Raw genomic sequence first — 15592 nt, forward strand, 5'->3', positions numbered from 1 at the left:
GCCTTTCGGCGTGCCGTAGGCGTCAGCCGTCTCCCCGGCCGGCCCGCAGTTCCTCGTAGTACGCACGGCACGTCTCGTACGACGGGAGCAGACCCTGGCGTTCCGCCTCGGCCAGGGTCGGGGCCTGTTCGTCCTTCGGGGAGAGGACAGGGGTGATGCCCTCGGGCCAGGCGATGCCGAGGGCCGGGTCGAGGGGGTGGATGCCGTGTTCGCGCTCCGGGGCGTAGCCGGTGGAGCACAGATAGACCACCGTGGCGTCGTCGGTGAGTGCCATGAACGCGTGGCCCAGACCCTCGGAGAGGAACACCGCGTGACGGGTGTCGTCGTCGAGCCGCGCGGCCTCCCACTGTCCGTAGGTGGGGGAACCCACCCGGATGTCGATCACCACGTCCAGGACGGCACCGCGCACACACGTGACGTACTTGGCCTGGCTGGGCGGCACATCGGCGAAGTGCACACCACGCAGCACGCCCCGCCGGGAGACCGAGCAATTGGCCTGGGCCAGGGCCAGATCACGGCCCGTGGCCTCGCGGAACTCCTCGCCGCGAAACCACTCGTGGAAGCTGCCCCGGTCGTCCGGAAAGATCTTGGGCTCCAGAATCCAGGCGCCCTCTATCCCCAGTGGTCGCATGCCGTCACTGCCCTCCGATCCTGATACGGGAAACCACCTTCCGACGCGCGGTACCGACCACCCGCCGTGCCCGCCGCGCCAGCTTCAGCGCGACGCCGGGCCCCGGCGCCGGCACCACCAGCACCTGCCCGTCGGCGGCGCGCAGCGCGAACGGCAGCCCGGTGAAGCGGGGCCGCTCGGCGCCCGGGGCCAGGCAAACAGCCACCCGCCAGGTGTCACGCGAGAGATCCTTGGCGGGCATCTCCCCCTCCAGCACCGCCCCGCGCCCGTCCGGGGCGGGGGAGAGCGTGCCGGACGCGTCGAGGATCCGGCTCGAGGAGACCAACCTCAGCGGCACCTCGCTGTCGCCCTCGACATGCAGCGGCAGCGGAGCACGGAATCGGTCCCCGGAGACGGTGACGTCCATCGGCTGCACGCTGCCCAGACCGAGCCGCTTGCCCCGCGCGCCGAGCTCCAGGGAGAGGTTGCCGTGCGGCTCCGTCCAGTACGGCAGAACCGGGCGGTCGCCGACCAGCCCCACGTCCGGTGTGGGCCGGGTCGCCCGAGGGGCCGGGCCCAGCCGGCACTCCTTGGTCCAGCCGCCCAGCTTGACCCGCACGACCGCGTCCCAGACACCGTCACCCGGCAGGGCGGCCGGATCGACGGTGGCGGTCGCCCGCAGCACCAGGCGGACCTGCTCGCCGTCCCCGACGGGCACGGTCTCGCGCGTGACCCTCACCGGCTGGAAGTACTGCGCGGCGCTCGAGCGCTCCCGCAGCAGCAGATCGGCCGTGGCCTGTCCGAAGCGCGCGGCCGTTTCCGAGGCCACCCACTCCACGCCCTCGGCCACGTCCTTGGGCGTGTCGTTCAGCGGGGCCGCCCCAGCGCCGGCGGGGAAGGTCATCGGCTCGCCGCCGGACGTGTACTCGGCCGTGAAGCCGATGCTGAGGGAGCCGTCCCGCCACTCCACGTGCGCGGGTGCCGCCTTGGGCGCGATGCCGGCCTCCCATTCCGCGAAGGACACGACGTCGTCGTACCGGTCGGCCGCGGTCAGCGCGGCGACGACCTGCTGCGTCGGCTGGAGCCCTGCCGCGACACCGGGACCGAACCGCTCGACGACGACCTCGTGGATCGCCCCGAACAGCTCCTTGCGGTAGTCGTCCGGCAGATTCAGCAAGCGCCGGGCCCGCAGCCGCTCGACCATCTCCACGCGCAGCCAGCGGCGGAAGAGCTTGTCACGCACCGGGCCGGGCTCGGTGTACCGCTCGACGACGTCGAGGGCCTCGCGGAGGTTCTTGAAGTACCCGACGGGATCGAAGCGCTCGAAACCGGCGTTGGAGCTGTCGTCGCGCCGCAGGTGGTAGTAGCAGACGTAGTCACTGAGCACGGAGACGTTCTCCGCCCGCAGGTACGCCTCGGCGATGAAGACGTGGTCCTCCAGCCGCCGTCTGCCCTCGGGGAAGCGCAGACCGATGCGGTCGAGGAAGGCACGGCGGATCATCTTGTGCGGGGTGAGGCTGTCGATGAGCGGGGCGTTCTCGACGGTGGCACGCGGGTGGTTGCGGCGGAACAGCTCCACCGGCACGCCGCGGCCCTTGCCGGCCATCTTGCCCACGACGACATCGGCGCCGTTGGCCACGCCGTAGTCGTACATCCGCTCCAGGGCCTCGTCGCCCAGGTAGTCGTCGTTGTCGACGAACATGACGAACTCGCCCGTGGAGGCGGCGATGCCCACGTTGCGGGGCTTGCCCGACCAGCCGGAGTTCTCCTGGTGGATGACCTTCATCCGGGGGTCCTCGGCGGCGAGCGCGTCGAGCCGGGCCGGGGTGGCGTCGGTGGAGCCGTCGTCGACGAAGATCACCTCGAACTCTTCGGGAGGCAGGGACTGCCTCTGCAGCGAGGTGATGCAGTCCTCGATGTAGATCCCCGGGTTGTAGACGGGGATGATGACGCTGACCTTGACCGGCATCGGGTTTCCGGGCCCCTTCGGGTCGCTTGCCGTAGACGTCCTGTCTTACTGCGTGTTGCCCGATGCTAACCCGGTAGACAACGCTGCCTCATCTTTCGAGACCTGGCCGTGATCATCTCCGTCGCCACGGCAACTGAGCTGTGGCGTCTGTCTGTTCGCGGTCAAGTCGGTTCCGGGGTGGAGCGGGCCGCCGCCCCTAGGCTAGGGGGCGTGCGTCTGCTCCTCATGTCCGACACCCACCTGCCGAAGCGGGCCAGGGAACTGCCCGCGCCGCTGCTGGCCGAACTCCCGCATGCCGACGTCGTGTTCCACGCCGGGGACTGGGTCGACACGGCCACCCTCGACCTACTGGAGAGCCGCTGCCGCAGGCTCGTCGCCGTGTACGGCAACAACGACGGACCGGAGCTGCGGGCCCGGCTGCCCGAGGTGGCGTACGCGGAACTGGGCGGGCTGCGCTTCGGGGTGATCCACGAGACGGGCCCCGCCCAGGGCCGGGAGAAGCGCTGCGCGGCCCGCTTCCCCGACCTCGACGTGCTGGTCTTCGGGCACAGCCACATCCCCTGGGACACCACGGCCCCCACCGGCCTGCGCCTGCTCAACCCGGGCTCCCCGACGGACCGCCGCCGCCAGCCCCACTGCACCTACATGACCGCCACGGCCGTCGGCGGCCGGCTCACCGATGTGGAACTGCACCGGCTCCCGCCGCGGGCCTGACCGCGGTGGGAGCCCCCGTGACATGATCGGCGCATGGGTCAGGACGAGGGATATCTCCTGGACAACCGGCAGACCGAGGCCGGTACCCGCTTCGACGCGCTGGCGGCCCTCTTCGACGCCTCGACGTTCCGGCACTTCGAGACGATCGGGATCGACGAGGGATGGCGGTGCTGGGAGGTCGGGGCCGGCGGGCCGAGCGTCGCCGCGTGGCTCCGTGAACGGGTCGGGCCCCGGGGCGCGTGCTCGCCACCGACATCGATGTCTCCTGGGCGCAGACCGCCGCCACCGGGGGAGTGGAGGTACTCCGCCACGACGTGGGCCGCGACGCACCCCCGGCCGGGCCATTCGACCTGGTCCACGCCCGTCTCGTCCTGGTCCATGTGGCCGAGCGCGATGCCGCGCTGCGCGGCATGGTCCAGGCGCTGCGCCCCGGCGGGTGGCTCCTGGTCGAGGACGCCGACCCCGCTCTGCAACCGCTGATCTGCCCCGACGAGCACGGCCCCGAGCAGGAGCTGGCCAACCGGCTCCGCACCGGCTTCCGCCGGCTGCTGCGGCAGCGTGGTGCCGACCTCTCCTACGGACGCAGGCTGCCGCGCCTGCTGCGCGAGGCCGGCCTCGCCGACGTCGAGGCCGACGCGTACTTCCCGATCACCTCGCCCGCGTGCGACGTCCTCGAGACGGCCACCGTCCAGCAGGTACGCGGCAAACTCGTCGCCGAGGGCCTCGCCACGGACGAGGAGATCGAGCGGCACCTCGCCACCGTCGCGGCCGGCCGCCTCGACCTCGCCACCTCCCCGATGATCTCGGCCTGGGGCCGCCGGCCGGAAGTCGACGGCTCGCGGTCCTGATTCAGGGCTGAACTCGGGGCACTGCCGGCCTGTGCCTCCTCTAGAGTCGGCCCTATGACGGAGGCACCGGCCCTGGACCGTGGCGCGCGGTCACGTGACGCGATACTGGACACCGCCGGCGAGCTGATGTCGCGCCACGGCTACGCCGCCACATCCATCTCGATGATCTCCGCCGCATGCGGTCTGCCGGTCAGTTCGATCTACTGGCACTTCCGCAGCAAGGACGGGATCTACGTCGCGGTGCTGGAGCGTGCCAGGATCGCGCTGCTGGCGGCCCTGCCTCCGGCCGAGGTGCCGGGCGCCGACGTCGCGCGGCGTCTGGACACCTTTCTCACAGAGCTCGCGGGCGCGTTCCGGTGCCACCCGCGAGGTGTGAAGCTGTTGTTGGGGCTGGGCATGGTGCAGAAGGACGCCAGTGCGGCGGCCGTGGCCGAGGTGCGCCACTACCGGGACGCGCTGGTGGCCTGGGCCCGGGATTCCGTGAGCTCGGTCTTCGCACTGAGTGACCGCCCCGAGGTGGCGGACGAACTGGCGCGCTTCACCTTGAGGATGACGAGCGGAACCGCGGTGGCCCGGTGGTTCGAGCCGGACGCGGCCTTGGAGACCGAACCGCTGCGCGTGGCCTTGCTGGCCTTGGCCACCCACCACGGCGTTCCCGTGCGGGGCGTCCCTGGCGAGGACGCGCCCTCCGGCGGCTTCACGAGCAGGGAATGACGATCAGGGAATGACGACCGGGTCCCGTCAGGGACAGGACAGGGCCGCGAAGGCGGCTGTGGCGCGGGCCGGAGTGGGGCGCGGGTGCGGGACTCTCACCCGTCGCTCCAAGTGACGGTGCGGGCAGGGGTTACGGCGCGGGATCATGACGTGGCCTCGAAGGCTCCGATGTCGCAGGCGGCGCCCTGGGGGCGCGCGACGCCGCGCTGATCGGTGGCCGGGCAGCCGTCGCCCGCGTCCAGGGCGGGGCTGCCTGGCCGCAGCGCGACCGTGTCGGTGGGGCCGCCGTTGTCCGCGAGGGGGCCGACCAGGGGCGTGCGGCTGGGCAGATCGCCCGCGGCGGTCAGCCGGCAGCTGCCGTCGCCGTCGAGGTTGTGGCCCTGCGACGTGATGGTGGCGAAGGCCTTCTTGCAGTCGGCGGGCGAGCCGTCGACGGTGTTGTTCGCGATGACGGAGTTGCGCAGCGTCATACGCCCGAGGGGCAGATCGATGATGTCGGGGATCGGCGAGGGCAGGCTGTCGAGATAGGCGGGGGCGATGTTGATGCCGCCCCCGCCATCGCTGGAACTGTTCCCGGTGATGGTCGAGTTGAGGATCTCCACGGGCCCCGTCCCCCTGATGTCGATGCCTCCGCCGTAACCGGCGAGGCTGCCGGGGCGGTCGCCGGGGTTCGTCACCCGGTTGTCGGCGATCGTCGAGTTGGTCACGGTGCCGGTGTCGTCGAACCTGATGCCTCCGGCCTCTCCCGCGACGTTCCCGCTGACGGTGCTCTCGATCAGGTCGAGGTGGGAGTCCGGGACGTTGAAGATGCCGCCGCCGTAACCGGCGGAGTTCCCGGCCACGGTGACCCGTCGCAGCGTCATGTGATGTCCGTTGGCGATCGCGCCCCCACCGGTGTCGGTGATGGGCAGTTCGCGCTGTTTGGTCACCCCGCCGGTGATCGTCAGATCGGACAGCCGGCTGTCCGCCTGCATGCGGAAGGCCCGGTCCAGGCGGTTGGCGTCGATGACGGTGGTCCGTGCGCCCGCGCCCTTGATCGTGATGGGGGCGGCGACGTTCAGGTCGCCCGTGGTGGGGTCGGGGTTGTCGCCGATGATCAGCCGCGGGTCCGGGGGGATCGTCAGCCGGTAGTGGCCGGGAGGCAGCGTGATCGTACTGCCCGGCCGGGCGTTGGCGGCCATCACCGCGGCACGCAGGCTGCACGCGCCCGAGGCGGTGAGACACCGGCCGTCCGCCCCGTCGGCGTCGACCGTGTCGGACGTGGTGTCCACGGTGAACTCCGTGGGCCCGGAGGGCGCGGGAGCGGCGGCATGGGCGAGCGAATGTGAGGCGGTGGCGAGGAGGACGACGGCGATAGCGGCCGTGACGGCTGTGCACTTCATGTGGAACCCCTCTCGGCGAGGCATCAGGGCGTACCAGGACTCGGCTTCTGCGAGGACTTCGTGCTGGTGAGCGATGCGCGGCTCGTACGGGGAACGGCGTCGGCGCTTCCGGGGCGCGCCTCGTGGGTGCCGCCCGCGGTCTGGAGGGAGCGTTCCATTCAGACGGTGCCGTGTCCACCGGCGGACCGGAAATGGCCGAATGGGGATGTCACCGCGACGGGGTGGGGAGCCGAACCAACCGAGGGCGGCGGTGGAGATCCTCGCGGAGGAGGGCTACCGCGGTCTGACGGTGAAGAAGGTCGGCGACCGCGCGCGTTGCTGGTGCTCCTCGGCGAGGCGGTCGGCAGCGCCGACGGGATCAAGGGCGTGATGGCCGAGCATCTCAGCCAGGGTCGCGGCGGCGGCCGGTCAGATGACAGGCCGCAAGGTCAAGGCCGCCCTCACCCCGGGTCCCCTTCCCCCTGCATGAAGCCGGCGGCGTCGAAACCCGGTTCCAGTTCCACACCGGTGGCGTTCAGGAAGAAGGCCAGCATGTGGTACTGCCCCACCAGCATGGCGATCTCGATCAGTTCGGCGTCGCCGAAGTGCTCGGCCAGAGCCTCCCAGGTCGTGTCGGACATCGTCGCCTCGCGGTTCAGCTCGTCCGCCGCCCGCAGCAGGTGCCTCTGGAGATCGGTCCAGCCGGGTGCTTCCGGGCCCTCGGTGACGCGGTCGATGTCCGCGTCCGTGACACCCGCGGCCCTGGCCAGGGGAAGGTGCCGTCCCCACTCGTACCGCGCGCCGGTGTTCCACGCTACGCAGGATCAGTAACTCGCGCAGCTCTTCCGGCAGTCGGCCCCTGAGGAGCAACTGGCCGCCGAACGGCAGGAACTGCTCGTAGAGATCGGGGTGGCGCACGAGGGTGGTGAAGATGTTCGGGATCCGGTTCCCATGGTCGTGGGGTGCGACGGCCAGCAGTTCACGGGTCCGGGCGTCCCACTGATCCTCGGGGAGCGGGATCAGCCGCGGACGGGCCTGCCCGGCGGCTTCGTTGGGCTGCGACATGGCGACCTCCAGTGTCCGAGGGGTTCACCCTAGGAGGCCGCCCGAGCGCCTGGCAGGCGGATGTCCGGGATGATCAGCGGCCGGGGTCGAGAAGGATCTTGCGGACGCCGTCGGAGCGGCCAGCGAACAGTTCGTACGCCGCCGGGCCTTCGGAGAGGGCGAAGCGGTGGGAGACCACGACCTCGGGCTGGATCCGGCCGGCCCGGGTGAGGGCGATCAGGGGCGGGAGTTCGTAGTGCACCGAGCACAGCCCGATGGCGAACTCCAGTTCCTTGATCTGCGCCAGCCCCATATGGAAGGGGAATGCCTTGTTCTGGCTGACCCCGATGACGCTGACCCGGCCGGCCTGCCGGACGGACTTGAGGGCGAGCTGGATGGTGGCGTCGGAGCCCACGGCCTCCACCACGGCGTCCGGCCCGCGTCCGCCGGTCATGTCCCGGATGGCCGACCGCGCGTCATCGCCTTCGACCGGCTCGACGCCCAGGCCGGTGGCGAAGACACGGCGCTCCGCGACCAGGTCCACGCCCAGCACCCGTGCCGCGCCCATCGCGAAGGCGGACTGGGCGGCCATGAGGCCGACCGGGCCGAGGCCGATGACCAGCACGGTCTCGCCGGGCTGGATGCGGGCCCGGCGGCAGCCGTACCAGGCGGTGGGGGCGTTGTCCGTGAGGACGACGGCGGCCGCGTCGGAGATGTCCTCGGGCAGGTGCACCAGATTGACGTCGGCGTAGGGTACGGCCAGGACCTGGGCCTGGCTGCCCTGGAGCTGCGGGCTCACGCCGTAGCAGAGCTCCGTGCTCGACTTGGCGCGCTCGCACCGGGCGGTGAACCCGGCCGCGCACGGCCCGCAGTGCGTACAGCCGGCCGAGGCGGGCACCAGGACCCGGTCGCCGGGCTTGAACCGGGTGACCTGGCCGCCGGTGTCGACCACCACGCCGACGCACTCGTGTCCCGGTGTGTAGCCCAGTTCAGGGCTGAACCCGTGGCCGCCGTAGATGTGCAGGTCGCTGCCGCAGATACCGGCCGCGGTCACGCGCACCACCGCGTCGGCGGGGCTGGTGACGGCCGGGTCGGGGACCTCCCCGTAGCGGATGTCGTGACGGCCGTGGTAGGTCAATGCCTTCATCGGATCTCTCCCTCCCCTTCTCCTCCTCCCTCCGGTCCGGTCAGTCGGCGATCTTCAGCACCAGCTTGCCGCGGTTGTCACCACGGAACAGGCGCATCAGGGTGTCGGGGAACTCCGCGACCGAGCCGGACACCACGTCCTCCAGGGACTTCAGCCGGCCCTCCGCCCGCCACGTCGCCATCTGCGCGATGCCCTCGGCGTACCGGTCGGCGTAGTCGAACACCACGATGCCCGTCATCGTGGCGCGGTTCACCAGCAGCGACAGGTAGTTGGCGGGGCCCTGCGGCTTGGTGCTGTTGTACTGGGAGATAGCGCCGCAGACGACGACGCGGGCACCGCGCGCCAGCCGCAGCAGCACCGCGTCCAGGACGTCTCCGCCGACGTTGTCGAAGTACACGTCGACACCGTCGGGGGCGTGCTCGCGCAGCGCCTTGCGGACGTCCTCGTTCTGGTAGTCGATCGCGGCGTCGAACCCGAACTCGTCGACCACCATCCGGCACTTGGCCTCGCCGCCGGCGATGCCGATGACCCGGCAGCCCAGGATCTTGGCGATCTGCCCGACGACGCTGCCGACGGCCCCGGCCGCTCCGGAGACCACGACGGTCTGCCCGGGCTCGGGACGCCCGGCCTCGATCAGTCCGAAGTAGGCCGTCAGGCCCGACATGCCGAGCGTGCCGAGATACGTCGACAAGGGGGCCGCCGCCGGGTCGACCTTGGTCACGTCGCGTCCGTCCGACAGGCAGTACTCCTGCACGCCGAACGAGCCCGACACATGGTCGCCGACCGCGAATCCGGAGTGCCGGGAGGCGATCACCCTTCCGACCGCGCCGGCGCGCATGACCTCGCCGATCTCCACCGGCCGGATGTAGGACCGGCCGGCGTTCATCCAGCCGCGCATCGCGGGGTCGATCGACAGACAGAGCACCTGCACCAGGAACTCGCCGTCGCCGGGCTGCCCGGCTGGCTCCTCGACGTGCTCCCAGTCGGTGGGCCGCGGCTCTCCCACGGGACGTGCGGCCAGGCGCACCTGGCGGTTGATAGTGCTCATCTCCGGCGGCTCCTTCGAGTGTCATACCGGCTAGTCGGTATGGAGGGGGAGCGTACGGGTGCCGTGCCGTCCGGGACAAGAGGGGGCCCGGTGCGATGTGCGGCATGTGCCGGGGCGGCCTACTCGCCGGGCAGTCCGTGATCGCGGACGGCACGCGCGGTCGTGCCCCACCAGCGCCGTGCGTAGCGGCTCAGGACGGCTGCCTCGCTGAGCCCGGTGTTGCGAGCGACCTGGGCCAGCGGCAGATCGGACTCGATGAGCAGCTCCGCGGCCCGTTCGCGCCGGACGTCGTCGAGGACTGCCGCGAAGGTGGTTCCCGCCGCGAACAGATGACGCTGCAGGCTCCTCGGCGACATGCCGAGTGTGCGTGCGGCGAAGGCCAGGGTGCCGGGGCCGGTGCCCAGTGACCGCTTCAGAAGTGTTCTGACGCGCCTCGTCATCGCGCTGCCCGTGACGGAGGGCTGGGCCGCGAGGTAGGCGAGCGCCACCCGGCGGGTCAGCTGGTCGCCGCCCTGGACGGGGCGTCCGGGGAGATCACTCGCGACACGCAGGAGGGCTTGCGGCCGGGCGAAGTTCACCTGGGAGCCGAACAGTTCCTCGTAGCGGGCGCGTGCGGCCACGGCATGATGCGGCAGTTCGACGGTCCGCAGGCCGTACGGCCCGTCCAGCAAGGAGATCAGGACGCGGTGGAGGAAGAGCAGACCCATCTCGACGCTCTGCGGGGGCACCCGGGCGCCCGGTGGGTAGCCGTACCGCATGGCGACCGCCGTTCGGTCGCCGTGCGGGTCGGGGCCCAGGGCCACGCTCAGGTTGCGGTCGTGGACGAACAGGTAGCGCGACGCGCATTCCAGGGCTTCGGCGACGGTCGCGGAGTTCTGCACGGCAACGGCCAGCGGGCCGAGCATGCTGAGGTCCTGTTCGAGGGCGACCCGCAGTCCGAGGTCGGGGCAGCCGAGCCGGCGAGCGGCGGTTTCGAGGAGCACGGCCACGGTGGTGTCCTGCACCAGCAGCTCATCGTCGTCGAGCACGCCCCCTGGGGCTCCGGCCGACCGCGCCAGGGCGTCGGCGTCCCCGCCGAGCGCCTCGACGGTCCGCCGGACGCCACGCAGTGCCGCTGAGCGCACCCAAGCCATGCCCTCCATCGTCCGGGCCTGGCGCGATCGGTCAAGTCTGTGGCGCGATCGGTCAACGATGTCCGCTTCCAGCGCGCCTACGTTGATCTCAGCCATCGGGTGCTCCGCTCGATCGACCCGGTGACCCCGAGATGCCCGGGAGGCAGGATGACGCACCGCACCGTGCTCGTCGAACAGCGCGGCAACGTCCTCGTGGCACGGCTCGACAGCCCGCCCTCCGCGCTGATGACCCGAGAGATGGTCCTGGAGCTCGGGGCGCTGGCACGCCGTGCGGACGCGGATCCGGCGGTGGGCGCCGTGGTGCTCACGGGCACCCACGCGTCGCGGTTCCTCGCCCACTTCGACGTACGGCTGATCCACGGGGGCGCCAAGCGGTCTCCCAAGGTGCGCGCCTCGGTCATCCGCGCCGGGCTCCGGCTCACCGGCGCGGTGCTCAAGGCGCCGGGCGGGAGTGCGGTGCTTGCCCGCTCGCCGCTGGTGGGGCTCATGGCCTGGGAGCAGATGAAGGACGTCCTCCACGCCATCGAGACCTCGTCGGCCGTCTGGATCGCGGCCCTGAACGGCGACACCGGCGGCGGGGGCTGTGAGCTGGCGCTGGCCTGCGACTACCGCTTCATGGCCGACGGGCACTTCGGCATCTCCCAGCCGGAGATCCTCCTCGGGTTCCCGCCCGGTTCCGGCGGCACCCAGCGGCTGGCACGCCTGCTGGGCGGACGCCGGGCACTGCAGATCTCCCTGGAGGGCACGCCCGTCAGCCCGGCCGAAGCCCGGGAGATGGGCCTGGTGGACAGGGTCGTACCACCCGACGCGCTGCTCCAGGAGGCCGTCGAGCACGCGGCCCGGCTGGGCCGACGGCCGAAGGCGGCGATCGGGGCCGTGAAGCGGGCCGTCCGGGAGGGAGGCTCCCTGCCGCTCCGGGAAGGACTGCGGTTCGAGGGCGCCGAATGGCTGGCGGCCACCACGACTTCGGAGTCGCTGGAAGCCCAGCGCGCGTACCTGGCCCGCACCAAGGAGCTCGGTGACGTCGCCGGGCTGGACCCCTCGACGCTCGAAGAGGCGGTGGCGCGCGGACGGTTCGCCTGACGGCCGGCCCGCCGCGCTACTCCTGTCCGGGGACAGCCATCTCCCCGAGGAGCGACCAGTCGTCCTGCGGAATCGTCGCGTTCACGATGCGCGGCGTCTCGGCCAGATGGGGCGGCAGCGTCTGCTGCGCCGCCTTGAAGTGCGCGGACTGCACATGCGCGGCCCCGGCCTCGTCGTCGCGGAAGGCCTCGACCAGGACGTACTCCGTCGGCTCGTCCACGCTGCGCGACCAGTCGAACCACAGACAGCCGGGCTCGGCGCGCGTCGCCCGCGTGAAGTCGGCGCTGATCTCGGGCCAGCGGTCGGCGTGCTCGGGACGGACTCGGAACTTGGCGGTGATGAAGATCATGGGATTTCCTTCGCTGAGTGTGCTGACGCCGACACGATCGTACGAGCCCGGCCGGCTGGCGACTTGACCGGGAGCGGCGCGGATGATCAGGAGGAGCGGCGCGGGTGCACCGCTCCCTCCGTGGTGGTCAGCGGGGCGCCGCTGCCGCCCCAGCGCAGTGCGACGATCTCGGCGGCGACGGACACCGCCACCTCCTCGGGCGTACGGGCCCCGAGATCGAGGCCGACCGGTGAGCGCAGCCGGGACAGCTGGTGTTCGGTGAGACCGGCCTCGGCCAGACGTTCCGCCCGGTCGGCGTGGGTCCGGCGGCTGCCCATCGCCCCGATGTAGGCGGCCGGCCGGCGCAGTGCCTCCTGGAGCAGCGGCACGTCGAACTTGGGGTCGTGAGTGAGGACGCAGATCACCGTGCGCGCGTCGGTGTCCGTGTCGCGCAGATAGCGGTGCGGCCACTGGGCCACCACCTCGACGCCCTCGGGGAAGCGCCGGGGCGTGGCGAAGACGGGCCGGGCGTCGCAGACGGTGACCCGGTAGCCGAGGAAGTCGCCGATGCGGGCCACGGCCGCCGCGTAGTCGATGGCGCCGAAGACCAGCATCCGCGGCGGTGGCGCGAACGACTCCAGGAACACGCTGACGGAGTCCTCACGGCGCTGCCCCCGCGGCCCGTAGTGTCGTAGTCCGGTGCCGCCCAGGGCGAGCTCGCCCCGGGCGTCCGCGGTGACGGCCGCGTCCAGGCCGCTCGCGCCGAGCGTGCCGGCGAAGCGGTCCGGCCGAACGGCGAGCGTGGCACCGCGCGGCGCCGGGCCGTCGGTCACCGTGGCGAGGATGACCGGCTCACCCGCGGCGACCGAGGCGGCGACCGTGCCGAACGCGGGATCCCGCTCGGGCGTCACCGGACGGACCAGCAGAGTGATCTCGCCGCCGCAGGTCAGGCCCACGGCGAAGGCGTCGTCGTCGCTGTAGCCGAAGGTCTCGAGACGCGCCTCGCCGCTCGCCACGACATCCCGCGCCAGCTCGAACACCGCGCCTTCGACACAGCCCCCGGACACACTCCCCACGACCTCCTCGCCCGGGCCCACCGCCATCGCCGCACCCGGGTCGCGCGGCGCGCTGCGGCTGACCTCGACGACCGTCGCGAGGCCGAACGGAAGCCCGGCCGCATACCAGCGGCCCAGCGCCGGGAGGATGTCACGCACGATCCGCTCCTTCCACGCACCGCACCGGGTACCCCGGCCGGGGTTAATTCCGTTGTGGCCCCTCGGGCCGGTCTGCTGCACTGCACGGGACAGCGACGTCACCGAGTCCCGAGGAGCAGCAGATGCGCACTGCGTTCATGTCCCCCCAGCAAGGAACGGACCTCTCTCCGAAGGACATGACGCTTCGTGCACATGCTCAACCTTGGAATCCTCGCCCATGTCGACGCCGGTAAGACCAGCCTGACCGAGCGGTTGCTCCATTCGGCCGGGGTGATCGACGAGATCGGCAGCGTCGACGACGGGAACACCCGCACCGACGCCCTCGCGCTGGAGCGGCGGCGCGGCATCACCATCAAGTCCGCGGTCGTCTCGTTCCCCCTGGACGGTGTGACGGTCAACCTGATCGACACCCCCGGCCACCCGGACTTCATCGCCGAGGTGGAGCGCGTGCTCGGCGTGCTGGACGGCGTCGTGCTCGTCGTCTCCGCCGTCGAAGGGGTGCAGGCGCAGACACGGGTGCTGATGCGCACGCTCCAGCGGCTGCGCATCCCGACCCTGCTCTTCGTCAACAAGATCGACCGGCGTGGCGCACGGTACGAGGAGGTGCTGCGGGCGATCTCGGCCCGGCTGACACCCGCGATCGTGACGATGGGAACCGCGACCGGCCTCGGCACGCGCGGGGCTCGCTTCACGCCCGGGCCCGTCCCGGCCGCGCTCGACGTCCTCACCGGCCATGACGACACCCTGCTGTCCGCGTACGTCGAGAACACCGTCACGGACGCCCTTCTGCGCGCCTCTCTCTTCGCTCAGACCCGGGAGGCGCTGGTCCACCCCGTCTTCTTCGGCTCCGCCGCCACGGGCGCCGGTGTGGACGCGCTCCTGGCGGGCATCGAGGAACTGCTGCCCCCGGCCGCCGGGGACGCGGACGGGCCGGTCTCCGGGACCGTGTTCAAGGTCGAGCGGGGCCCGGCGGGGGAGAAGGCCGCCTACGTCCGGCTGTTCTCCGGCACCCTGCGCACCCGCGACCGGATCCCGTTCGGAACGGACGGTGCCGAAGGCCGGATCACCGCGATCAGCGTCTTCGGGCAGGGCACGGACACCCGCGGCGACGCCGTCGTGGCCGGGCAGATCGCCCGGCTCTGGGGCCTGGGCGACATCCGCATCGGCGACGCGATCGGCGAACCCCGTAAGGCGTACGAGCACTTCTTCGCCCCGCCCACCCTGGAGACCGTCGTCGTCCCGGGCCCGGACGTGAACGGCGGCGCACTGCACCTCGCTCTCACCCAGCTCGCCGAACAGGACCCGCTGATCGGCCTGCGCCACGACGAACGGCGGCAGGAGACCTCCGTGTCCCTGTACGGCGAGGTGCAGAAGGAGGTCATCCAGGCCACCCTCGCCGAGGAGTACGGACTCGCCGTCACCTTCCGCGAGACCACGCCGCTGTGCGTCGAACGGCTCGTCGGCAGCGGGCAGGCCGTGGAGTTCAACAAGAAGGACGCCAACCCGTTCCTCGCGACGGTCGGCCTGCGCGTCGACCCCGCACCGGTCGGCTCCGGCGTCGGCTTCCGGCTGGAGGTGGAACTCGGCTCCATGCCCTACGCCTTCTTCAAGGCCGTCGAGGACACCGTGCGCGAGACCCTCGACCAGGGCCCGCACGGCTGGCGGATCCCCGACTGCACCGTCACCATGACCCACAGCGGCTACTCGCCCCGCCAGAGCCACGCCCACCAGGGCTTCGACAAGAGCATGTCGAGCACCGGCGCCGACTTCCGCGGTCTGACCCCGCTGGTGCTCGTCGAAGCGCTGCGGCGGGCCGGGACCAGGGTGCATGAGCCGATGCACCGCTTCCGTATCGAGGCCCCGGCCGACACCCTCGGCGCGTTGCTGCCGGTGCTGGCCGCGCTCGGCGCCGTACCGCAGACGACCGAGACCCGGGGCGCCGGATGCGTCCTGGCGGGCACGGTGCCCGCGGCCCGGGTGCACGAACTGGAGCAGCGGCTGCCCGGGCTCACCCGCGGCGAGGGCGAGCTGGAGAGCGTCTTCGACCACTACGCGCCCGTCACACACGGCACGGTTCCGCGACGCCCGCGCACCGACCACAACCCGCTGAACAGGAAGGAGTACTTGTTGAATGTGACACGAAGAATGGCCGGATGACGTGTGCGAGCCGGCCGAGCGGGAACTTACTCCAGAGTCAGGGGTGTTGACGGTGTCCTGATATCGCCGGACTGTAGTGGACATGCCAACTATTCGGGCACGTCTCCTGGTTGTCCTGGCTGTCCTCTTCGGCTCCCTGACGGTGGCGGGCGTGCCCCCCCCCCCCCCCCCCCCCCCACCCCACACCCACGGGTTGGACCCCCCCACCCGCACCGTGGGGGA

13 protein-coding genes and 1 pseudogene are annotated in these 15592 nt (G+C 71.7%); 5 read left to right on the plus strand and 9 right to left on the minus strand.

Annotated features, from left to right (window positions below):
- Positions 1 to 22: 22 nt before the first annotated feature.
- Together rfbC and ACWIF2_RS34035 are read right to left on the minus strand one after the other, a co-directional pair.
- Positions 23 to 631 (minus strand): dTDP-4-dehydrorhamnose 3,5-epimerase, encoded by a 609-nt coding sequence (rfbC, locus tag ACWIF2_RS34030; protein ID WP_454364747.1) that lies wholly within the window; start codon positions 629 to 631, stop codon positions 23 to 25.
- A gap of 4 nt (positions 632 to 635) precedes the next feature.
- Positions 636 to 2579, minus strand: coding sequence for a glycosyltransferase family 2 protein (locus tag ACWIF2_RS34035; RefSeq protein WP_454364748.1), 1944 nt, complete (start codon positions 2577 to 2579; stop codon positions 636 to 638).
- Between the two features lie 210 nt (positions 2580 to 2789).
- On the opposite strand from ACWIF2_RS34035, the gene ACWIF2_RS34040 reads away from it, so the two are divergent.
- The 3 genes and pseudogenes from ACWIF2_RS34040 (at position 2790) to ACWIF2_RS34050 (ending at position 4855) form a co-directional block, all read left to right on the plus strand.
- Positions 2790 to 3293 (plus strand): metallophosphoesterase family protein, encoded by a 504-nt coding sequence (locus tag ACWIF2_RS34040; protein ID WP_454364749.1) that lies wholly within the window; start codon positions 2790 to 2792, stop codon positions 3291 to 3293.
- A 33-nt stretch (positions 3294 to 3326) separates the two neighbouring features.
- Positions 3327 to 4141: pseudogene (locus ACWIF2_RS34045) on the plus strand (methyltransferase domain-containing protein).
- Between the two features lie 54 nt (positions 4142 to 4195).
- On the plus strand, positions 4196 to 4855 hold the full coding sequence (locus ACWIF2_RS34050) for a TetR/AcrR family transcriptional regulator (protein ID WP_454364750.1): 660 nt from the start codon (positions 4196 to 4198) through the stop codon (positions 4853 to 4855).
- A gap of 143 nt (positions 4856 to 4998) precedes the next feature.
- Here ACWIF2_RS34050 and ACWIF2_RS34055 read toward each other — a convergent pair whose 3' ends face one another.
- The 5 genes from ACWIF2_RS34055 to ACWIF2_RS34075 form a co-directional block, all read right to left on the minus strand.
- Complete coding sequence (locus ACWIF2_RS34055) at positions 4999 to 6237, minus strand: choice-of-anchor Q domain-containing protein (protein WP_454364751.1); 1239 nt, start codon at positions 6235 to 6237, stop codon at positions 4999 to 5001.
- 440 nt (positions 6238 to 6677) lie between these two features.
- Positions 6678 to 6857 carry a hypothetical protein gene (locus ACWIF2_RS34060; protein ID WP_454364752.1) on the minus strand — a complete coding sequence of 60 codons (180 nt, stop codon included), beginning with the start codon at positions 6855 to 6857 and terminating at the stop codon, positions 6678 to 6680.
- Between the two features lie 497 nt (positions 6858 to 7354).
- Positions 7355 to 8407, minus strand: coding sequence for an alcohol dehydrogenase catalytic domain-containing protein (locus tag ACWIF2_RS34065; protein ID WP_454364753.1), 1053 nt, complete (start codon positions 8405 to 8407; stop codon positions 7355 to 7357).
- Between the two features lie 40 nt (positions 8408 to 8447).
- Complete coding sequence (locus ACWIF2_RS34070; protein WP_454364754.1) at positions 8448 to 9455, minus strand: NADP-dependent oxidoreductase; 1008 nt, start codon at positions 9453 to 9455, stop codon at positions 8448 to 8450.
- Between the two features lie 119 nt (positions 9456 to 9574).
- Positions 9575 to 10588 carry an AraC family transcriptional regulator gene (locus ACWIF2_RS34075; protein ID WP_454364755.1) on the minus strand — a complete coding sequence of 338 codons (1014 nt, stop codon included), beginning with the start codon at positions 10586 to 10588 and terminating at the stop codon, positions 9575 to 9577.
- Positions 10589 to 10735: 147 nt separating this feature from the next.
- Between ACWIF2_RS34075 and ACWIF2_RS34080 the strand changes: the two genes are divergently transcribed.
- Positions 10736 to 11671, plus strand: coding sequence for an enoyl-CoA hydratase/isomerase family protein (locus ACWIF2_RS34080; protein ID WP_454364756.1), 936 nt, complete (start codon positions 10736 to 10738; stop codon positions 11669 to 11671).
- A 16-nt stretch (positions 11672 to 11687) separates the two neighbouring features.
- Here ACWIF2_RS34080 and ACWIF2_RS34085 read toward each other — a convergent pair whose 3' ends face one another.
- Together ACWIF2_RS34085 and ACWIF2_RS34090 are read right to left on the minus strand one after the other, a co-directional pair.
- Entirely contained in the window at positions 11688 to 12020 is a 333-nt protein-coding gene (locus ACWIF2_RS34085; RefSeq protein ID WP_454364757.1) for a putative quinol monooxygenase, read from the minus strand.
- An 86-nt stretch (positions 12021 to 12106) separates the two neighbouring features.
- Positions 12107 to 13213, minus strand: coding sequence for an XdhC family protein (locus ACWIF2_RS34090; protein WP_454364758.1), 1107 nt, complete (start codon positions 13211 to 13213; stop codon positions 12107 to 12109).
- Between the two features lie 186 nt (positions 13214 to 13399).
- On the opposite strand from ACWIF2_RS34090, the gene ACWIF2_RS34095 reads away from it, so the two are divergent.
- Positions 13400 to 15370: a GTP-binding protein gene (locus ACWIF2_RS34095; RefSeq protein WP_454364759.1), complete on the plus strand. Its 1971-nt coding sequence runs from the start codon at positions 13400 to 13402 to the stop codon at positions 15368 to 15370.
- Positions 15371 to 15592: the final 222 nt, after the last annotated feature.

The sequence above is a fragment of the Streptomyces sp. NPDC055506 genome (assembly GCF_053643595.1).